The sequence below is a fragment of the Streptomyces scopuliridis genome (genome assembly GCF_042790125.1).
Classification (GTDB): domain Bacteria; phylum Actinomycetota; class Actinomycetes; order Streptomycetales; family Streptomycetaceae; genus Streptomyces; species Streptomyces scopuliridis_A.
Genome location: NZ_JBHTZS010000025.1, coordinates 16,766 through 34,859, shown reverse-complemented (window position 1 = coordinate 34,859; position 18,094 = coordinate 16,766). Strand labels below are relative to the sequence as shown.

The 18,094-nt window shown below is 71.2% G+C and carries 17 protein-coding genes and 1 pseudogene; 8 read left to right on the top strand and 10 right to left on the bottom strand.

The window, feature by feature from the left end:
* Positions 1–130 precede the first annotated feature (130 nt).
* Entirely contained in the window at positions 131–697 is a 567-nt protein-coding gene (locus ACFRKB_RS29360; protein ID WP_383109578.1) for a hypothetical protein, read from the top strand.
* Between the two features lie 64 nt (positions 698–761).
* Here the strand turns inward: ACFRKB_RS29360 and ACFRKB_RS29355 are convergent, their stop codons facing one another.
* The 5 genes from ACFRKB_RS29355 to ACFRKB_RS29335 all read right to left on the bottom strand — a co-directional run bounded on the left by ACFRKB_RS29355 (position 762) and on the right by ACFRKB_RS29335 (position 4,623).
* Positions 762–1,136, bottom strand: a complete 375-nt coding sequence (locus tag ACFRKB_RS29355; protein ID WP_383109577.1) for a hypothetical protein — start codon at positions 1,134–1,136, stop codon at positions 762–764.
* A 96-nt stretch (positions 1,137–1,232) separates the two neighbouring features.
* Positions 1,233–1,625, bottom strand: coding sequence for a roadblock/LC7 domain-containing protein (locus ACFRKB_RS29350; protein WP_376581915.1), 393 nt, complete (start codon positions 1,623–1,625; stop codon positions 1,233–1,235).
* A 112-nt stretch (positions 1,626–1,737) separates the two neighbouring features.
* Entirely contained in the window at positions 1,738–2,517 is a 780-nt protein-coding gene (locus ACFRKB_RS29345) for a transcriptional regulator (protein ID WP_383109575.1), read from the bottom strand.
* On the bottom strand, positions 2,514–2,906 hold the full coding sequence (locus tag ACFRKB_RS29340; RefSeq protein ID WP_383109574.1) for a hypothetical protein: 393 nt from the start codon (positions 2,904–2,906) through the stop codon (positions 2,514–2,516). Before ACFRKB_RS29340 ends, ACFRKB_RS29345 begins: the two co-directional genes overlap by 4 nt.
* A 220-nt stretch (positions 2,907–3,126) precedes the next feature.
* The gene (locus ACFRKB_RS29335; RefSeq protein ID WP_383109573.1) at positions 3,127–4,623 is read right to left on the bottom strand and encodes a type III PLP-dependent enzyme domain-containing protein; all 1,497 of its coding nucleotides are present in this window, start codon (positions 4,621–4,623) and stop codon (positions 3,127–3,129) included.
* 137 nt (positions 4,624–4,760) lie between these two features.
* Here ACFRKB_RS29335 and hutU point away from each other — a divergent pair, with 137 nt between their 5' ends.
* From hutU to hutI, 4 genes are all read left to right on the top strand, one after another.
* The gene (hutU, locus tag ACFRKB_RS29330; protein ID WP_383109572.1) at positions 4,761–6,419 is read left to right on the top strand and encodes a urocanate hydratase; all 1,659 of its coding nucleotides are present in this window, start codon (positions 4,761–4,763) and stop codon (positions 6,417–6,419) included.
* 98 nt (positions 6,420–6,517) lie between these two features.
* Positions 6,518–7,726, top strand: a complete 1,209-nt coding sequence (locus tag ACFRKB_RS29325; protein WP_383109646.1) for an allantoate amidohydrolase — start codon at positions 6,518–6,520, stop codon at positions 7,724–7,726.
* Positions 7,723–9,117: a formimidoylglutamate deiminase gene (locus tag ACFRKB_RS29320; RefSeq protein ID WP_383109571.1), complete on the top strand. Its 1,395-nt coding sequence runs from the start codon at positions 7,723–7,725 to the stop codon at positions 9,115–9,117. Before ACFRKB_RS29325 ends, ACFRKB_RS29320 begins: the two co-directional genes overlap by 4 nt.
* 35 nt (positions 9,118–9,152) lie before the next feature.
* On the top strand, positions 9,153–10,343 hold the full coding sequence (gene hutI, locus ACFRKB_RS29315; RefSeq protein WP_383109569.1) for an imidazolonepropionase: 1,191 nt from the start codon (positions 9,153–9,155) through the stop codon (positions 10,341–10,343).
* Positions 10,344–10,430: 87 nt separating this feature from the next.
* Here the strand turns inward: hutI and ACFRKB_RS29310 are convergent, their stop codons facing one another.
* Positions 10,431–11,825 (bottom strand): hypothetical protein, encoded by a 1,395-nt coding sequence (locus tag ACFRKB_RS29310; protein ID WP_383109568.1) that lies wholly within the window; start codon positions 11,823–11,825, stop codon positions 10,431–10,433.
* 187 nt (positions 11,826–12,012) lie between these two features.
* Here ACFRKB_RS29310 and ACFRKB_RS29305 point away from each other — a divergent pair, with 187 nt between their 5' ends.
* On the top strand, positions 12,013–12,345 hold the full coding sequence (locus tag ACFRKB_RS29305; RefSeq protein ID WP_030351010.1) for a DUF6415 family natural product biosynthesis protein: 333 nt from the start codon (positions 12,013–12,015) through the stop codon (positions 12,343–12,345).
* 119 nt (positions 12,346–12,464) lie between these two features.
* Here the strand turns inward: ACFRKB_RS29305 and ACFRKB_RS29300 are convergent, their stop codons facing one another.
* The 3 genes and pseudogenes from ACFRKB_RS29300 to ACFRKB_RS29290 all read right to left on the bottom strand — a co-directional run bounded on the left by ACFRKB_RS29300 (position 12,465) and on the right by ACFRKB_RS29290 (position 15,026).
* The gene (locus tag ACFRKB_RS29300) at positions 12,465–13,742 is read right to left on the bottom strand and encodes a cytochrome P450 family protein (protein ID WP_383109567.1); all 1,278 of its coding nucleotides are present in this window, start codon (positions 13,740–13,742) and stop codon (positions 12,465–12,467) included.
* Between the two features lie 114 nt (positions 13,743–13,856).
* Positions 13,857–14,018 (bottom strand): annotated as a pseudogene (locus ACFRKB_RS29295) (DegT/DnrJ/EryC1/StrS family aminotransferase); the annotation flags it as partial.
* A gap of 90 nt (positions 14,019–14,108) precedes the next feature.
* Positions 14,109–15,026, bottom strand: coding sequence for an RNA polymerase sigma factor SigF (locus tag ACFRKB_RS29290; RefSeq protein ID WP_383109566.1), 918 nt, complete (start codon positions 15,024–15,026; stop codon positions 14,109–14,111).
* A 287-nt stretch (positions 15,027–15,313) separates the two neighbouring features.
* On the opposite strand from ACFRKB_RS29290, the gene ACFRKB_RS29285 reads away from it, so the two are divergent.
* The gene (locus ACFRKB_RS29285) at positions 15,314–15,682 is read left to right on the top strand and encodes an STAS domain-containing protein (protein WP_383109565.1); all 369 of its coding nucleotides are present in this window, start codon (positions 15,314–15,316) and stop codon (positions 15,680–15,682) included.
* A gap of 202 nt (positions 15,683–15,884) precedes the next feature.
* Positions 15,885–16,373: an ATP-binding protein gene (locus ACFRKB_RS29280; protein ID WP_383109563.1), complete on the top strand. Its 489-nt coding sequence runs from the start codon at positions 15,885–15,887 to the stop codon at positions 16,371–16,373.
* 86 nt (positions 16,374–16,459) lie between these two features.
* On the opposite strand, the gene ACFRKB_RS29275 is transcribed toward ACFRKB_RS29280, so the two are convergent.
* The gene (locus tag ACFRKB_RS29275; RefSeq protein WP_383109562.1) at positions 16,460–17,983 is read right to left on the bottom strand and encodes a peptide MFS transporter; all 1,524 of its coding nucleotides are present in this window, start codon (positions 17,981–17,983) and stop codon (positions 16,460–16,462) included.
* Positions 17,984–18,094: the final 111 nt, after the last annotated feature.

The window sequence follows — 18,094 nt, the reverse complement described above, 5'->3', positions numbered from 1 at the left end:
CCTCCGGGTCACCCCGACTACCCCTCGGTCCCGACCTGGTGGCTGCTGCCCCGAGATCGTCTGTTCTCAGGAAATGTTCAGAGAGTGTCATTAGTCTGCGCGCCACAACACAGGCTTGAGGAGGCGGATCGTGGGGCGCGGAGGGCAGTCTCTGGCACGGGTGGCCGTGATCGTGCGGGCCGGTGCGGTGCCGTTGTGGTGGCTGGGGGTTCTTGCCACCGGGGTCGGTGTGCTGCTCCCCGGGCTGACCGGGCGCAGGGTCGGTGGCTACACCGGAGCGGCGCTGTTCGTGGTGTGCGCCGTGGTGGTCGCGCTCGTGCGCCGGCGCAAGTACACCGAGTGGGCGGACCGCGCCGCGCGGGCGGGGAAGTCCGACTTCCTCCAGGACCGCGCCGTGACGTTGCGGAACTGGCGCCGGGCGCACCGCTGGTGGCTGCTGGCCGCCTTCCTCGTCGCGGTGGGGAGTTCGTTCGCGCTGCCCGGCGCCGGGGGGCCCGCCCTGGCGGGTGTGGGTGTCGGGCTGTGGCTCAAGGCGGCCTGGCTGGGGCGCCGGGAGCGCCGGGACGACGCGCTGCTGTGGGTACGTACCGACTGGGCCGGCACCGGGAGCCCCGTGGGCAAGAAGGTCAAGGGCTACCGGACCACGGGGACCGCGGCCGGGGACGCCGTGCCCGGCGGGGCACGGCGCCCTCGCTGAGCGGCCGGCTGAACGGCCGAGGGCACGCGCCGCGCGCGGGCCGTGTGCGCCGCGCGCGGGTCGCTCAGACCTCCAGTTCGGCTTCGATTCTCATCAGCTGGTGACGGGCCATCGCCAGATTCGCCCGTGACTTGTCCAGCGCCAGATAGAGGAACAGACCGTTGTTACCGCGCCCCTTGAGCAGCCGTATCAGGTGGTACTGGCCGCCGAGGGTGATCAGGATGTCCTCGATCTCGTCCTTCAGGCCGAGCATTTCCATGGTGCGGACCTTGGCCCGGACCACATCGGTGTTGCCCGCCGCGGCCACCGTCAGATCGAGGTCCTTGCCGCCGCCGACCGTGCCGAGGGCCATGCCGCTGGAGTAGTCGACGAGGGCGGCCCCCAGGGCACCGTCGATGACGGTGGTGGCCTGCTTGAGGGCGGCTTCGGTGTTGGCCATGGATGTCGCACTTCCTTTCCGTCCGGTGCGGGCGGTCCGGGGGGTTCCCGGGGCCCGGGTGGTGCGTGTTCCGCGTATGTGGGGGGCTGTCATGGGTCAGGCGTTCTCCAGCCGTTCCAGGGCCCCGTCGACCAGTTCACCGATCCGGGTGCTGGACCGCCGGGCCTCCAGATGGAGCCGGCCCACATTGATCCGGGGCTCCGCCAGGAGCGTCAGCACCGCCGAGGCGCCCGCCGCGTACGTCGCGACGTACCCCAGCTCGCCCCGGATCAGCAGCTCCCGGAAGCCGCCCTGGCCGGTGGTGTCCGTGAGGCGCTGCGCGACGCCCAGCGCGGCGGCGGTGAGCGCGGCCACCCCCTCCGCCTCCACCTCGGCCGTGTCCTGGGCCAGCACCAGACCGTCCGTACTGGCCGCGAGCGCGCCGGTGAGCTGCGGGAGGCGGGCCCGCAGGCGCCTCAGCTCGCCCAGTACCTCGGCTTCCGCCGTCATCAGCTGTCTCCTCTCGGCACGTGCCCGCAGCGCGCGCCTCATGACGGCGTGGCGCGGTCCGGCACGTCGGACACGGCAGGTCCTGTCCGGGCCCGGTGGATGGAACGGGGACTCACAGGCTTGCCTCCAGGGCGTCGCGGAGCCGGCGTAACAGGGCGATGTCCGGATCGGCGGAGACCGTCGCGACCCAGGAGGGGACCGCCGAGGGCGTGGCCGCCACTGGTTCCGCGGGCGTCTCGACCAGCCCGGCCGCGGCCAGCCGGCGGATGTCCAGCAGGGTGTGGAACGCGGGCCTGCCCAGCGCCCAGGCGATGGCCGGCGGTGTCCGTACGCCGTCCGCCAGTTCCAGCAGCGCGCGCTGGCGGCGGGTGACCGTCTGGCCCGGCGCCGGTTCGCGCGTCCGCACGGGCGCGGTGTCCACGGCCGCGTACGGCCAGACCTGGTCGAGGAGTTCGCGTCTGCGTCGCGTCTCGCGCTCGACGGCGGACGCGGAGACGGGCCGTACGGGGCCGATCCAGTGCGCGACGCCGTAGCGGAAGCGGGTGGGCCCGCTGCCGGGGGCGAGCGCGAAGTAGGCGGCGTCGAACAGCGCGCCCAGATGACAGATCTCCAGCTCGCCGCCGCCGAGCCGGCCGCTGTCGACCAGGAACCGGCCGACCTCGCGGCGGGCGCCCGCCCGGTCGACCGCCTCCTCCCAGCCGGCGCGCGGCAGCCGGCCTCCGGTGGTGAGCAGGACGTCGATGCCGGGGGCGGCGGGGCTCTCCGCGTGCACGACGCGGCCGTCGGCGAGATAGAGCGTGCCGTGGTCGCGCAGGAGCGCTCCGGTGGCGCGCTCGCCGGCCAGCCGGACGAGCATCGGGGAGACCGTGGAGTGCGCGGGCGCCGTCGTCATCCCAGCACCAGCCGTTCCGCGAGCTGTCCCAGCCGTAACCGGGCCAGGGCGAGGTTTCCGGTGTCGCGGTCGAGCCAGAGATGGAGGAAGACGCTGCTGTCGAAGGTCGTCTCGACGAAGGCCAGGAGGTGGTAGCCGGTACGGGTGGTGACGATGAGGTCCTCGACGGGCGGGCCCTTGTGGCCGGCCGCGGCGGCGGGTGCGAACGCCGTGTACTCCGCGGCGGCTCTGGCCAGTTCGGCCGTTTCGGCGGCGGTCGCCTCATGGTCGCCGTTGGGCGATTCGCCCGCCGTGCCGAGGGCGAGACCGCTCGTCCAGTCCACGATCGCCGCTCCGCGCGCTCCCGGCAGGTTCATGGCCTCCTGTAGGCACGCGTCGATTCCGGGCACGCGGACTCCCCTCCCAGCCGGGCGTGCGGGCGTACTGCTGTGCGGCAGTGACCGTGAGATTACGCAACGTTCGTGCGGGGCGAGGAGGTTCTGTCATTTTCCATCGGAACATGCGCGCGGGACTGTAAAGGACCGGCTACTTCCGGCCGTCCCGGCGCCGGCCGCGTCGTGCGCGGGTTCCGCGTCGTCCCCGGCCGTCTTCCGTCGGCTTCGGCCGTCGTCAGTCGTCCGGGTCAGTGTCCGGCAGGAGCGCGTCGGCGTATCCGCCGCCCGACTCGGTGACGATCTCGGCGACCGTCTGCGCGGCCCGTACGGTTGCGAAGCGCACCCCGCCGCCGGCCGCGCCGGGAGCCGCCATGAAGCCGAAGACACCGGGCCTGGCCAGGCTGTTGTACGCGTAGTGGTGGGAGAAGTAGTACGCGCCGGTGTCGAGCGCGGCCACCAGATCGCCCTGCTCCAGCAGCGGCACGGGCCGGTTCTCGGCGAGCAGATCGCCCGCGAAGCAGGCCGGGCCCGCGATGTCCTGGGCCACGGCGGGGCCCGTCCTGGGCCGTCCCCCGGCGTCGTACGCGACGATGCGCAGCGGCCAGGAGGCGGGGTCGTAGACGGTACGGGTGGCGACCTGCGCGCCCGCGTGGGTCACCGCGATCGGGCGGCCACCGGCGGACTTGGCGTATTCGACGCGCGTGAGGACCGTGCCGTGCTTGGCGAGCAGAGAACGGCCGAATTCGGTGACCAGTCCGTAGCGGCCGTCCAGCAGTCCGGGGACGGTCTCCCTCAGCAGCCGGGCGTACTCCGCGTACGTCGGTGTCTCCTCGTCCGAGGTGAAGTTGACCGGGAGGCCGCCGCCGATGTCGAGGGTGTCGATCTGCCGGCGGCCGGCGGCCGTGTTGATCTCCTCGGCCAGTTCGTACACCGTCCGTACGCCCTCGGCCATGCGCTCCAGCGGGACGCCCTGCGAGCCGGAGTGGGTGTGCAGCCGGGTCAGCCAGGGGCGGTCCAGATACGCCTGGACAACCCAGGCGCGGGCGCCCTCGTCGCGCAGCGCGATCCCGAACTTGGAGGTGGCGGTCGCGGTGGACAGGGCGCCGATGGATCCGCCGCCGACCTGCGCGTTGATCCGCAGCCCGAGCGGGGAGGCGACGGCGCCCGGGGCCGGTCCGGGGCCGGATCCGGTGCCGGGGCCTGGGCCTGGGCCGGTTCCGGAGCCAGTTCCGGATTCGACAAGGGCGTCGATCCGCGCCAGCTCCTGGGGGTTGTCCGCGTTGACCGCGATGCCGAGCGCGAGGGCTTCGCGCAGCTCGGCGGTGGTCTTGGCGGGGGAGTCGAGGACGGTGTGCTCGGGGCGTACGCCCGCCGCGCGGGCAAGGGCCAGTTCGCCAGGGCTGGCCACCTCGGCGCCGATGCCCTCCTCGCCGAGCAGCCGCACCACGGCCACCAGGGGCGCGGCCTTCACCGCGAAGGCGTGCAGGACGGCGGTGCCGGGGGCGGTGACCTCCTCGAAGGCGGTACGGAGCGCGGCGGCGGAGGAGCGGATTCCGGCCACATCGAGCAGGGCGACGACGGGCTCGGCCTCGCTGATCAGACCCTGTGCCACGGCGGCCCGTACGGCGAGGTCCCGGCGGGCGGCGGCGCCGGGTGCCGGGCCCGTACCGCCGTCCGCGGAGCCGCCCGTGCCGTGCGGGGTATCGCGTCCGTTGTGCTGAACCGAAGCCATGCGTGCCAGCCAATCATCCGTGGACCGGTCACGCAGCTGTTGACTATAACTATTCATCCAGCAAGGATGTGAATAGATTGACCAACAGATCGGTCGGCGGATTCACCCGGCGGATTCACCACGGAGGAGGCATCGCCATGTCAGGACCCCGGCCCGTACGGGCTCCGCGCGGTACGGAACTGAGCGCCCTGGGATGGCAGCAGGAAGCCGCCCTCCGCATGCTCCAGAACAACCTGGACCCCGAGGTCGCCGAACACCCGGACAAGCTGGTCGTCTACGGCGGCACCGGCAAGGCGGCCCGCGACTGGCGCTCCTTCGACGCGATGGTCCGTACGCTCCGCACCCTCAAGCAGGACGAGACGATGCTCGTCCAGTCCGGCCGCCCGGTCGGCGTGATGCAGACCCACGAGTGGGCGCCGCGCGTGCTGCTCGCCAACTCCAATCTGGTCGGCGACTGGGCGAACTGGGAGGAGTTCCGGCGCCTGGAGGCCCTCGGGCTCACCATGTACGGGCAGATGACGGCCGGATCCTGGATCTATATCGGCACGCAGGGCATCCTCCAGGGCACGTACGAGACGTTCGCCGCCGTCGCCGCGAAGAAGTTTGGCGGGACGCTCGCCGGGACCATCACCCTCACCGCCGGTCTGGGCGGCATGGGCGGCGCCCAGCCGCTGGCCGTCACCATGAACGACGGCGTCGCGATCTGTATCGACTGCGACCCGCGCGCCATCGAGCGCCGGATCGAGCACCGCTATCTCGATGTACGGGCCGACAGCCTGGAGCACGCGCTCCAGCTGGCGACCGACGCACGCGACGCGCGCCGTCCGCTCTCCATCGGCCTGCTCGGCAACGCGGCGGAGCTGCTGCCCCGGATGCTGGCCGAGGGCGCCCCCATCGATATCGTCACGGACCAGACCTCCGCCCATGACCCGCTGGCCTATCTGCCGCTCGGTGTCGACTTCGACGAGATGGCCTCGTACGCCGCCGAGAAGCCCGCCGACTTCACCCAGCGCGCCCGGGAGTCCATGGCCCGGCACGTCGAGGCGATGGTCGGCTTCATGGACGCGGGCGCCGAGGTCTTCGACTACGGCAACTCCATCCGGGGCGAGGCCCAACTGGCCGGATACGACCGGGCCTTCGCCTTCCCCGGCTTCGTGCCCGCCTATATCCGGCCGCTGTTCTGCGAGGGCAAGGGCCCGTTCCGCTGGGCCGCGCTCTCCGGCGAGGCGTCCGACATCCACAAGACGGACAAGGCGATCCTCGACCTCTTCCCCGAGAACGAATCGCTGCACCGCTGGATCAAGATGGCCGGTGAGCGCGTCCACTTCCAGGGGCTGCCGGCCCGGATCTGCTGGCTCGGCTACGGCGAGCGCGACAAGGCGGGCGAGCGCTTCAACGACATGGTCGCCTCCGGTGAGCTCGCCGCCCCGCTGGTCATCGGGCGCGACCATCTGGACTGCGGGTCGGTCGCCTCCCCGTACCGCGAGACCGAGGCCATGCTCGACGGCTCCGACGCCATCGCCGACTGGCCGCTCCTCAACGCCATGGTCAATGTCGCCTCCGGCGCCTCCTGGGTCTCGATTCATCACGGTGGCGGTGTCGGCATGGGCCGCTCCATCCACGCCGGCCAGGTCTCGGTGGCCGACGGCACGAAGCTCGCGGGCGAGAAGATCCGCCGCGTCCTGACCAACGACCCGGGCATGGGCGTCATCCGCCATGTCGACGCGGGCTACGACCTCGCGGAAGAGGTCGCCGACGAGCGCGGCGTCCGCGTCCCGATGCGGGAGGGCGAGTGACCGCGTCACTCCCACCCGGGCCGGGGCGCGCCGACGGCGCCCCGGGGCATGCCGGGGCCGCCCCGGGGGCCGGCCGCCGGCCGCCCTCCTTCCAGGAGATGTGGCGCGAGCTCGCGCCGCTCGGGCGCGACTCCGGCAGCGGCGGCTACCGGCGGTACGCCTGGACCGCCGCCGACGCCGACTGCCGCGCCTGGTTCCGCGCGCAGGCCGAGTCCCGGGGGCTGGCCTACGAGCTCGACCGCAACGGCAACCAGTGGGCCTGGCTCGGCGATCCGCTCGCCGGGGACGCCGTCGTGACGGGGTCGCATCTGGACTCCGTACCCGACGGCGGCGCCTTCGACGGGCCGCTCGGTGTCGTCTCCTCCTTCGCCGCACTCGATGAACTCCGCCGCAGGGGCGCGCGGTTCAGCAGACCCCTGGCCCTCACCAACTTCGGGGACGAGGAAGGCGCCCGCTTCGGTCTCGCCTGCGTCGGCTCCCGGCTCACCGCCGGACAGCTCACCGCCGAACAGGCCCAGGAGCTGCGCGACGGGGACGGCATCACGCTGCCCCGGGCGATGGAGGCCGCCGGCTACGACCCGTCCGCCCTCGGCCCCGATCCCGAACGCCTCGCACGGATCGGCGCGTTCATCGAGCTGCATGTCGAGCAGGGCCGCGCCCTCGACCTCTCCGGCGATCCGGTCGGGATCGCCTCGGCGATCTGGCCGCACGGCCGCTGGCGCTTCGACTTCCGGGGAGAGGCCAACCACGCGGGCACCACCCGGCTCGCCGACCGCCGCGACCCGATGCTGACCTACGCGGAGACCGTGCTCGCCGCCCGCCGCGAGGCCGAACTCGCCGGAGCCCTCGCCACCTTCGGCAAGATCTCCGTCGAACCCAACGGCGTCAACGCCATCCCCTCCCTCGTCCGTGGCTGGCTGGATTCCCGCGCCGCCGACCAGTCCGCCCTGGACACCGTGGTCGCCGGTATCGAGGCCGCCGCCCGCGCGTGCGCGGACCGGGCCGGTATCGAACTGTCGGTCGTACGGGAGTCCTTCACCCCCGTGGTCGAGTTCGAGCACGCCCTGCGGGACGAGCTGGGCAAGATCCTCGGACAGCGCCCAGGCGGTGCCGGTCCCGTACCCGTCCTCGGCACCGGCGCCGGGCACGACGCGGGTATTCTGTCCGGCTCCATCCCCACCGCCATGCTGTTCGTACGGAACCCCACCGGGGTCTCGCACTCCCCGGCCGAATCCGCCGCCGAGGACGACTGCGTGGCCGGGGTCCTGGCACTCGCCGACGTACTGGAAGGACTCGCGTGCGCATGACGCACCCCACAGCGGCACCGGACGCGCCCGCCGGCCTCGTCTACTGGCTGGAGCACGCCTGGCTCGGCACCCATGTCGAGCCGGGGGTCGCCGTCGGCGTGACGGACGGCCGGATCACCGACGTCCGTACCGGCGTCATGACCCCGCCGCCCGGAGCCACGGCCCTGCGCGGACTGACCCTCCCCGGGCTGGCCAACGCCCACTCCCACGCCTTCCACCGCGCCCTGCGCAGCACCGTCCAGGTCGGCTCCGGCACCTTCTGGACCTGGCGCGAGATCATGTACGGAATCGCCGCGAAGCTCACCCCCGACTCGTATTACGCGCTCGCCCGCGCCGTGTACGCCGAGATGGCGCTCGCCGGCATCACCGCCGTCGGGGAGTTCCACTACCTCCACCACACCCCCGACGGCGCTCCGTACGACCGGCCGAACGCGATGGGGGAGGCGCTGATCGCGGCGGCGGCCGAGGCCGGGATCCGGATCACGCTCCTGGACACCGCCTATCTCTCCTCCGGGATCACCAAGCGGCGCGGCGGCGCACCCCCCGAGCGCCACCAGCTCCGCTTCTCCGACGGCACCGCCACCGCCTGGGCCGAGCGCGCCTCCGATCTCGTCTCGGCCCACAAGGACAGCGCCCACGCCCGGATCGGCGCCGCCATCCACTCCGTACGCGCCGTACCCGCCGAACAGCTCTCCACCGTCGCCGACTGGGCCGACGCCCACGGGGCCCCGCTGCATGTGCATCTCTCCGAGCAGACCGCGGAGAACGACGCCTGCCTCGACGCGCACGGCCGTACCCCCACGCGACTGCTTGCCGACCACGGCGTACTCGGCGCCCGTACCACCGGCGTGCACAACACCCACCTCACCGACGAGGACATCGCCCTGCTGGGCGCCGCCCGCACCGGCACCTGTATGTGCCCCACCACGGAACGCGATCTGGCCGACGGCATCGGCCCCGCCGCCCGGCTCCAGCGCGCGGGCTCCCCGCTGTCGCTCGGCAGCGACAGCCACGCCGTCATCGACATCCTCGAAGAGGCCCGCGCGATGGAACTCGACGAACGGCTGCGCACCCGCCGCCGCGGTCACTGGACGGCCGCCGCCCTGCTGCACGCCGCGACCACGGACGGCCACGCGGCCCTCGGCTGGCACGAGGCGGGCAGGATCGAGCGCGGCGCGCTCGCCGATCTCGCCACCATCGCCCTGGACTCGGTCAGAACAGCGGGCACGCTCACCCGGCTCGGAGCGGAGACCGCCGTATTCGCCGCCTCCGCGGCGGATGTGCGCCACACCGTGGTCGGGGGCCGCCAGATCGTCCGGGACGGTGTCCACACCCTCGTCCCCGACGTGCCCAAGGCCCTCGCCGAGTCGATCGCAGCCCTGCGCGGCTGACGCCGCGGACACCGCCGAAGGAGAACAGCGTCACGATGACGACCCCCACCACGGCGGGCACCACCGCCCTCACCAACATCGCCAGTCTGGTCACCAACGACCCCTCCCTCGGTGACGGAACCCCCATCGGTCTGATCCAGGACGCGGCCGTCGTCATCGACGGCGACCGCGTGGTCTGGGTCGGTGAATCAAGCAAAGCACCCGCCACTGACAATGCCGTCGACGCCGGTGGCCGGGCCGTGATCCCGGGCTTCGTGGACTCCCACTCCCATCTGGTCTTCGCGGGCGACCGCACCCAGGAGTTCAACGCCCGGATGTCCGGCCGCGCCTACTCCGCCGGCGGCATCCGCACCACCGTCGCCGCCACCCGCGCCGCCACCGACGCCGAGCTGAGCGCCAACGTCGCGCGCTATCTGGCCGAGGCGCTCCGCCAGGGCACCACCACCCAGGAGACCAAGTCCGGTTACGGCCTGACCGTCGAGGACGAGTCCCGCGCCCTGCGCATCGCCCGTGAACACACCGACGAGGTCACCTACCTCGGCGCCCACATCGTCCCGCCCGACCACGCCGACGACCCCGCCGCGTATGTCGCGCTCGTCACCGGCGAGATGCTCGACGCCTGTGCCCCGTACGCCCGTTGGGTCGATGTCTTCTGCGAGAAGGGCGCCTTCGACGGCGACCAGGCCCGCGCGATCCTCACCGCCGGAGCCGCGAAGGGCCTGCACCCGCGCGTCCACGCCAACCAGCTCTCGTACGGCCCCGGCGTCCAGCTCGCCGTCGAACTCGACGCCGCGTCCGCCGACCACTGCACGCATCTGACCGACGCGGACGTGGACGCCCTCGCCCACAGCGCGACCGTGGCCACGCTGCTCCCCGGCGCGGAGTTCTCCACCCGCGCCGCCTGGCCGGACGCGCGCCGCCTCCTCGACGCGGGCGCGACCGTCGCGCTCTCCACCGACTGCAACCCCGGCTCGTCCTTCACCTCGTCCATGCCGTTCTGCATCGCGCTCGCCGTACGCGACATGGGCATGACCCCGGACGAGGCGGTCTGGTCGGCCACGGCGGGGGGTGCCGCCGCCCTGCGCCGCCAGGACATCGGCCGCCTCACCCCGGGCGCCCGCGCCGACCTCGCCCTCCTCGACGCCCCGAGCCATGTGCACCTGGCCTACCGCCCGGGGGTGCCCCTGGTCACGGCGGTCTGGCGGGCCGGCGAGCGGGTCCACTGACCCCCTCGCCGCCGGGCCGCCCAGCATCCCGGCCGCCCAGCATCCCGGCCGCCCGGCGCGCCGCGCGCCCGGCGGCCGGGCGCGCCCTCACCCCTTCAGCACGGCGACCTCGTCGATCTTGGCCCGCAGCCTCCGTACCGCCTGCGTCTTCGCGTACGGCTTCAGCCTGCGCTGCATCGTCTCGAAGTGCTCGTCACCCCGCGCCGACGACACATGCTCGTAGTCCTCCAGGAACTGCCACCAGCTCCCGCACGCCGCCTCCAGATGCCCCAGCTCCAGCTGACGCTGCGCCAGCACCGCGAGGAAGTGGACCCTGCCCTGCCGTTCGTTCTTCTGCTGCGCCTTCAGGGACTGCTGGAGCGCGGATATCGACCCCGGCAGATCCTTGAACTCGTACAGCACATGGGACGTGTGGAAGAGATACGCCGTCGCGTCGTAACCGCCCACCGACTCACGCCGGTTGTCCGCCTTCGTCAGCGCCGTCTCGGTCTCCCGGAGCCGGCTGAACGCCTGCCGCTTGTCGCCGACCATCGCCGCGGAGTGGGCCTGCTGACCGGAGAGGAAGGCCCGCAGCCGCGGCCCGGCCTGCGGGGACGCCTCGGCGGCCGAGTCGGCGAGCTCCAGCGCGCGCTTGCCGTAGCCGAGATTGGACGCCTGGAGGGACATGCCGCGCAGTGTGCGGCAGTACGTCGTGTGGTCCTCTGCGGCGCCCGCCAGCTCCAGGGCCCTCAGGTAGTACCGCTGCCCGAGCCCGTGCGCCCGCTCGTACATCGCCATCCACCCGGTCAGATAGACCAGGTCGGACGCCGCCGACAGCATGTCGCTCCGTACACCCTCCGGAGCCTCGGCCTTGAGCCAGGGCATGACCGTGTTGACCAGAAACGCGGCGGCCATCGGGCGCGCGTGCCCTCCGCCGAGTTCATCGAGAATGTCCGCTATTCGATCGGTCATCGTACGTACGGCCTGTACTTGCGGCGCGCCGATCCGGGCCGTCCGTTTGCCCGGTGGCGCGGTCGTCGGGGTGGCGGCCTGGGCCAGATCCGGGAAAAGCGGTACCACCATCGCGGCCGAGAACAGTCCTGCGGCGATCAAACTGCGACGCGACGGGTCCATATCGGCCCTTCCCATGTCGACCAGTTCTTCGAACGTGTTGACGCCGGAAGTGACGGAGGAGCCGGGTACGCCGGAGCCCGCCGGGGCGTGCGCGGAGGACGCGGCCGGCAGGCCGGCTTCCGCATGCGTGACCGGACGGCGGAGCTTGCGCGCGAACGCCTCCACGATCAGTGGTCTGACCTGCTCCTTCGGGGTGGTGCCCGCGACCCAGTGGGAGACTGCGGACTGGTCGTAGTGCAGCTGGAGCCCGGCTTCCGCGCCGATGCGATTGATGATCTGTGCGAACTGCGCACGGGACCATTTCGCCTGCTCAAGCAGAGAGGCCAACCCGGCATTGGGTGTGCGTGAGTGACGTGAGTTACTCGCCATGCCTTCAACTCCCCCAAGCGTTCATGGCTTTCATTCTCGGACCTGCCCTCCACGGTACCCGGGGAGGGTAATAACGCGGTTTTCTCTTCAAGTAGACGCCGAACAACGAAGAGAGCGGGGGGCCAAGGTGACCACAGTGACAGACCGCAGAGCCGGAGGCACAGAGGAAAACGCACACAGGAAGGCATTGGCATATGACGATATCGCCTTCGATGTCATAGCCCTGAACATCGACCGCGCACTCGCCCCGCATCGTCTGATGCCGCCGCCGGTGGAGATCGCCGATCTCACCAACCGGCTGATCGACCATGGGGCGTTGCTCGTCGGGTTCGTGGAGCGGATTCCCGAGACGGAGCACACGGTCCGGGCGAAGGGCGCGCTGAAGGACTGGTACGACCTGACCGGCAGCGGGCCCGGCGCCGGCGCCATGGCGAACTGGGTCCACATGCGGGCCCTGGCCCGGATGTGCCGCACGTTCATGGACTACCTGCACGAACGTGAAGGGCGGCACCGGACATGACTCCGGAAGCGAAGCATCAGGCGTGGTTCGTGGTCGCGGTCTGCACGCTGGGGCTCACCATCGCCCTGGCCGTCGGGCTGCGCCTGTAGGACCGCCCCGCGGATCAGCTGCGGCGGGCCTCAACCACCCAGCACCACCGGCAGTTCCCGCACACTGTTGCCCACAAAGCTTCGGTGGCGCGGAAGTTCGTCCTCCGGGACCGCGACCCGCAGGTCCGGGAAGCGCCCGAACAACCGCCGCAGCGCGATCGTCGTCTCCATCCTCGCCAGCGGTGCGCCCAGACAGTAGTGCGCACCATGGCCCAGAGAGAGATGGCGCGTGGTGGAGCGCGTACGTCGCGTGATGTCGAAGCGGTCCGCGTCCGGGCCGTGAGCGGCGGGATCACGGCCGGCGGCGGAGAAGCCCGCCAGCACAGGAGTGCCCGCCGGGATCAGCGTGCCGTCCACCGTCAGATCCCGGGTCGGATAACGGAACGGGAAGTAACTGACCGGACTGTCCCAGCGCAGCGTCTCCTCGACCGCGTCCGCCCAGTCGGCGCCACCGGCCCGGATCAGCTCCAACTGGTCCCGGTGGGCGCAGAGCGCACGCACCGCGTTGGTGATCAGATTGAGCGTGGTCTCATGGCCGGCGATGATCATCACGATCATCGTGCCGATGAGTTCGGCCTCGCCGAGCCGGTCGCCGCCCTCCTCGCGCGCGGCGATCAGGGCGCTGGTCAGGTCCTCGCCCGGACGGTCCTTACGGGAGGCCGCCACGGCGGTCAGCACCGCCACCATCTCCCGGTTCGCGGCCACCGCGTCCTCGGGCGCGATGTCGGTCGCCACCACCAGGTTCGACAGCTCATGCAGCCGGTCCCGGAACTGATCGTCGACGCCGAGCAGTTCACTGATGACACGCATGGGCAGTGGCAGCGCGAACAGCGCCCGCAGATCCACCGCGCCCTCACGCGCTCCCACGCGCGCGCCGTCACCCGCACCGCCGGCCGCTTCGGCCGCCGCTGCCTCCACACCGTCCAGAAGCTCGTCGGTCAGCCGCTCGATGCCGGGCCGCAGCGCCTCCACGCGCCGGGCCGTGAACGCCTTGCTCACCAGCGCCCGCAGCCGCCGGTGATCGTCGCCGTCCGAGGTGACCATGCCCTGCACGGTCGCGAAGGTCCGCAGCGGCCAGCCGTCCGGAATGCGCCCCTCACGCAGCGCGGTGAAGTGCCGGGCGTTCTTGGCGACATCCGGATGGCCGATGAATTCCTTGAGCGCCTCGTGCCCGAGCACCACCGCGGCCGGTACGTCCCCGGGGAGCAGGACCTCGGCAGCGGCCCCCTTCGCCAGCAGCGCGGCGTTGGAGGCGTGCGGGCAGCCGCCGGACGGGTCCAGCCGGCGGGGCGCATATGACGCGGTCACTGGACTCTCCCTCCCGGCAAGCCTGGTACAGGGCCGCCCCCGATCCTATGAGCCATCAGGTGGCCCGGCACAGGAGCTGTTCCGGCCTCTTTCGGCGTGTTCCGGCCTGTTACGGACCGTTCGCCCGCCGGGCCGGCACCAGTGGCGCAGCGCCACATACAGCCCGCGCCGGCACGACGGCACATACAGACACTTCCTGCCGAGGCGACGGCGCATCAGCGTCTCCAGCGCCGCGTACGCGGAGTCCTCCGCCGGGCAGCCCTCCCCACGAGCCATCGCGTCTCCCCACGCTCCCCCTGCCCCGGCTCAATGTGGCCCATAACGGACGGGCCGTCAATAAGGCCGCCGAGGCGGGGACAGCGCCCGTCACTCCTCCAGAGTCAGGCCCTTTCTGAGCCTCTTGAGGGTGCGGGAGAGCAGTCTGGACACATGCATCTGCGAGATATTGAGCTCCTCGCCGATCTCCGACTGCGTCATATTGGCGACGAAGCGCAGGGAGAGGATCTTGCGGTCCCGCGACGGCAGGCTCGCGATCAGCGGCTTCAGGGACTCGACGTACTCGATGCCTTCGAGCCCGTGGTCCTCGTAGCCGATCCGGTCCGCGAGCGCGCCCTCGGTGTCGTCGTCCTCGGGCTGGGCGTCCAGCGAGCTGGCGGTGTACGCGTTGCTCGCCGCCATGCCCTCGACGACTTCCTCGTTGGTGATGCCGAGGCGGTGGGCGAGTTCACCGACGGTGGGCGCCCGGTCGTACTGCTGGGCCAGTTCGTCGCCCGCCTTGGCGAGGTCGAGGCGGAGCTCCTGGAGCCTGCGCGGTACGCGCACCGACCACGACGTGTCGCGGAAGAAGCGCTTGATCTCGCCGACGATGGTCGGCATCGCGAAGGTGGGGAACTCGACGCCGCGGCTCAGCTCGAAGCGGTCGATGGCCTTGATCAGGCCGATGGTGCCGACCTGCACGATGTCCTCCATCGGTTCGCTGCGGGAGCGGAACCGGGCGGCCGCGAACTTCACCAGGGCGAGATTCAGCTCGACCAGGGTGTTGCGGACGTACGCGTACTCGTGCGTGCCCTCTTCAAGGGCTTCCAGCCGGGCGAAGAGCGTCTTCGACAGGGCTCGGGCATCCACCGCGCCCACCTCGTCGAAGGGCGGGATCTCGGGCAGGTCCTCAAGGCCCTCGGTCAGGCCCTCGATGCCGGCCGGCGGTGTGATGTCGGTCTCGGAAGGTGCGGGCGGAGTTGCCGACGCCGCGTGTGGGGTACGCGTGCTGTCGAGCCGGGGTGACATGGGTCTCCTCCATACGTTCTCGGCATATGGCTGCCGATGCCAATACGCGCTGCTGCGGTGTGCGGCGCCTCCAAAGCCGGCCGTGGTCGGATGTGTTCCCTACAAGCCCTACCCGCTAGGTACGGACAGTTGCAAGTGTTAATTGTTTCATATGTCCTTATTGTGGGGGACTTTGGGTACCGGTCGGCGTGTGAAAGGCGTAATGTTCGACGGACGTCATCGGGTTGAGATGACGACGGGGCGACACCATCTGACGACGGCGCACGACACGGCGAAGAGGGATCGGCATGGACCGCCAGACGGTCGGCAGCACGAACCGGGGCCGGCTTCGGGTCGAGGTTCGGACCGAGGGCCGGAGCGAGGTAGTGACGGTGGCCGGTGAGCTGGATCACCACACGGCCGACCTGTTGCGGACACCTCTGGACGAAGCGCTCGAACAGGGCAGGTCACGCCTGGTGATCGAGTGTTCGCAACTGGAATTCTGCGACTCCACCGGACTCAACGTCCTGCTGGGCGCCCGCCTCAAGGCGGATGCCGCCGGCGGCGGGGTCCATCTCGCGGCGATGCTGCCCGTGGTGGCGCGGGTCTTCGAGATCACGGGCGCGGACGCGGTCTTCACCGTCCATGACTCCCTCGAAGAGGCCCTGGCCGACTGACTCCGGCGCTACTCTGCACCCCGGGATCCGCATCGGATCCCCGCCCCGCCCTGTCGTGTTGCACTCCTCACCATTTCCCGACCGGTGAAGTGGGTGTTGTCACGATTCGGAGGGGCAGAAGACCCCCGGCGGCCCCAGCGGGACCCCGCACGCTGTGTACACAAGAACTGGCTAATTGGTGAATCGGTGAGGTGAAGCGCTGATGAGCACCACCCGGCAGCCTCCGCCGGGCGATCTCGGCCCCGAGCCGGACGGGGCGGGAACCGCTGCCGCGACGTCCGACGCGCGGGTACGGTCGCTTGTCCTGGCCGGCGCCAGTGGCGTCGTACCGCTCGCGCGCGACTTCACCCGCCAGGCGCTCTACGACTGGGGCTGGCTCCCCGCCTCGACCGCGGACCAGCGGGCGGCGGCGGAGGATGTGCTGCTGGTCGTCTCCGAGCTGGTCACCAACGCGTGTCTGCACGCCGAGGGCCCCGAGGGGCTGCGGGTCGCGCACACCGCCAAGGTGCTGCGGCTGGAGGTCACGGACCGCGGTACGGGCCAGCCGGCCCCCCGTACCCCGCACCGCGCGGGACGCCCCGGCGGCCACGGCATGTTCATCGTCCAGCGGCTCTGCCTCGACTGGGGTGTCGTACGCACGCCCGGCGCGGCCGGGAAAACGGTCTGGGCGGAGCTCGCCGCCCCGTCGTAACGCGCGTAGCTCACACGAAAAGGGCCGCCGCACCCATGCCCGGTGCGGCGGCCCTTTCCGTCACATATGACCCGTCCTGGTGCGAACTAGTGGATGTCGCCCATCAGCGCCCGTACCTTCTTGCGGTACATGAAGATCGCGAAGCCGGCGAGGGTCGCCAGCAGCGCCTCCAGCGCCACCACGCCCGTCTTCCCCAGATCGACCCCGCCGATCGAGAGCAGACCGGTCACGGAGTCGCCCGCGGTGACCGCCAGGAACCAGACCCCCATCATCTGGCTCGCGTACTTCGCCGGCGCCATCTTCGTCGTCACCGACAGACCCACCGGGGAGACGCACAGCTCGCCCACGGTCTGGATCAGATAGATGCCCACCAGCCACATCGGGCTGACCAGCGTGCCGTCCGCCGCCATCGCCAGCGGGATCAGGAAGAAGAAGAACGAGACGCCGATGAAGAACAGCCCGGCGGCGAACTTCACGACCGTGCTCGGCTCCTGGCCCCGGCGGCTCAGCCAGAGCCAGAACCAGGCGAAGACCGGCGCCAGCGCCATGATGAACACCGGGTTCAGTGACTGGTACCAGGAGGACGGGAAGCCCAGCCCGAACAGTTCGCCGGCGGCCTTCGTCGTACCGAACGCCTGGACCGTGGAGCCGCCCTGGTCGTAGATCATCCAGAACACGGCCGCGGCCACGAAGAACCAGATGTACCCGGACATCTTGGTCTGCTCGGTCGCCGACAGCTCCTTGTCGCGCTTGATCCGGATCAGCACGGCGGCCGGGATCGCGATGCCCGCGAGCGTCAGCGGGACCATCGCCCAGTTGAGGGTGAAGTTGCCGCTGAGACCGACGACGCCGTAGAAGACGGCGGCGATCAGCAGCCAGGTCATGCCCTTGCGCAGCCAGGTGGCCCGCTCCTCGCGGGAGAGCGGGGTCGGGACGCGGCTGCTCTCCGGGCTCAGATGCTTCGTACCGAGCAGGAACATGATCAGGCCGATGCCCATGCCGACCGCGGCCAGGGCGAAGCCCAGATGCCAGCTGTAGGTCTCGCCGACGGTGCCGATGACCAGCGGGGCGAAGAAGGCACCGATGTTGATGCCCATGTAGAAGATGGTGAAGCCGCCGTCCCGGCGCGGGTCGTTGGGGCCGTCATAGAGATGGCCGACCATCGTGGAGATATTGGCCTTCAGCAGACCCGAGCCGAGCGCCACCAGCGCCAGCCCGGCGAAGAAGCTTCCCGTGCCCGGCAGGGCCAGGGTGAGATGGCCCAGCATGATCGTGCACGCCGCGATCGTGACGGTCTTGCGCGGGCCCCAGAGCCGGTCGCCCAGCCAGCCGCCGGGCATCGCCAGCAGATAGACCATGGACAGGTAGATGGAGTAGATGGCCGTGGTGGTGGCCAGATCCATCCCGAGCCCGCCGCCCTGAAGCCCCTTCGAGGCGTCGGGACCACCGGAGATCAGATAGATGGTGAGCAGGGCCCTCATGCCGTAGAAGCTGAAGCGCTCCCACATCTCGGTCATGAAGAGCGTGGCCAGGCCGCGGGGGTGGCCGAAGAAGGTCTTCTCGGGTCCGGCGGGGGCGCTGGGCGAGTCCTTGGTCATGCTGGACGCCATGGGTCGATCCTTGCTTGCTCGGGACGCGGCGCTTGGTCAGCGGTGACGCGCCCGGTGTGGGGGGCGGGCCGGGGCGGTACGTGCCGCCCCCGGCGCGGAGACGCAGAGAGG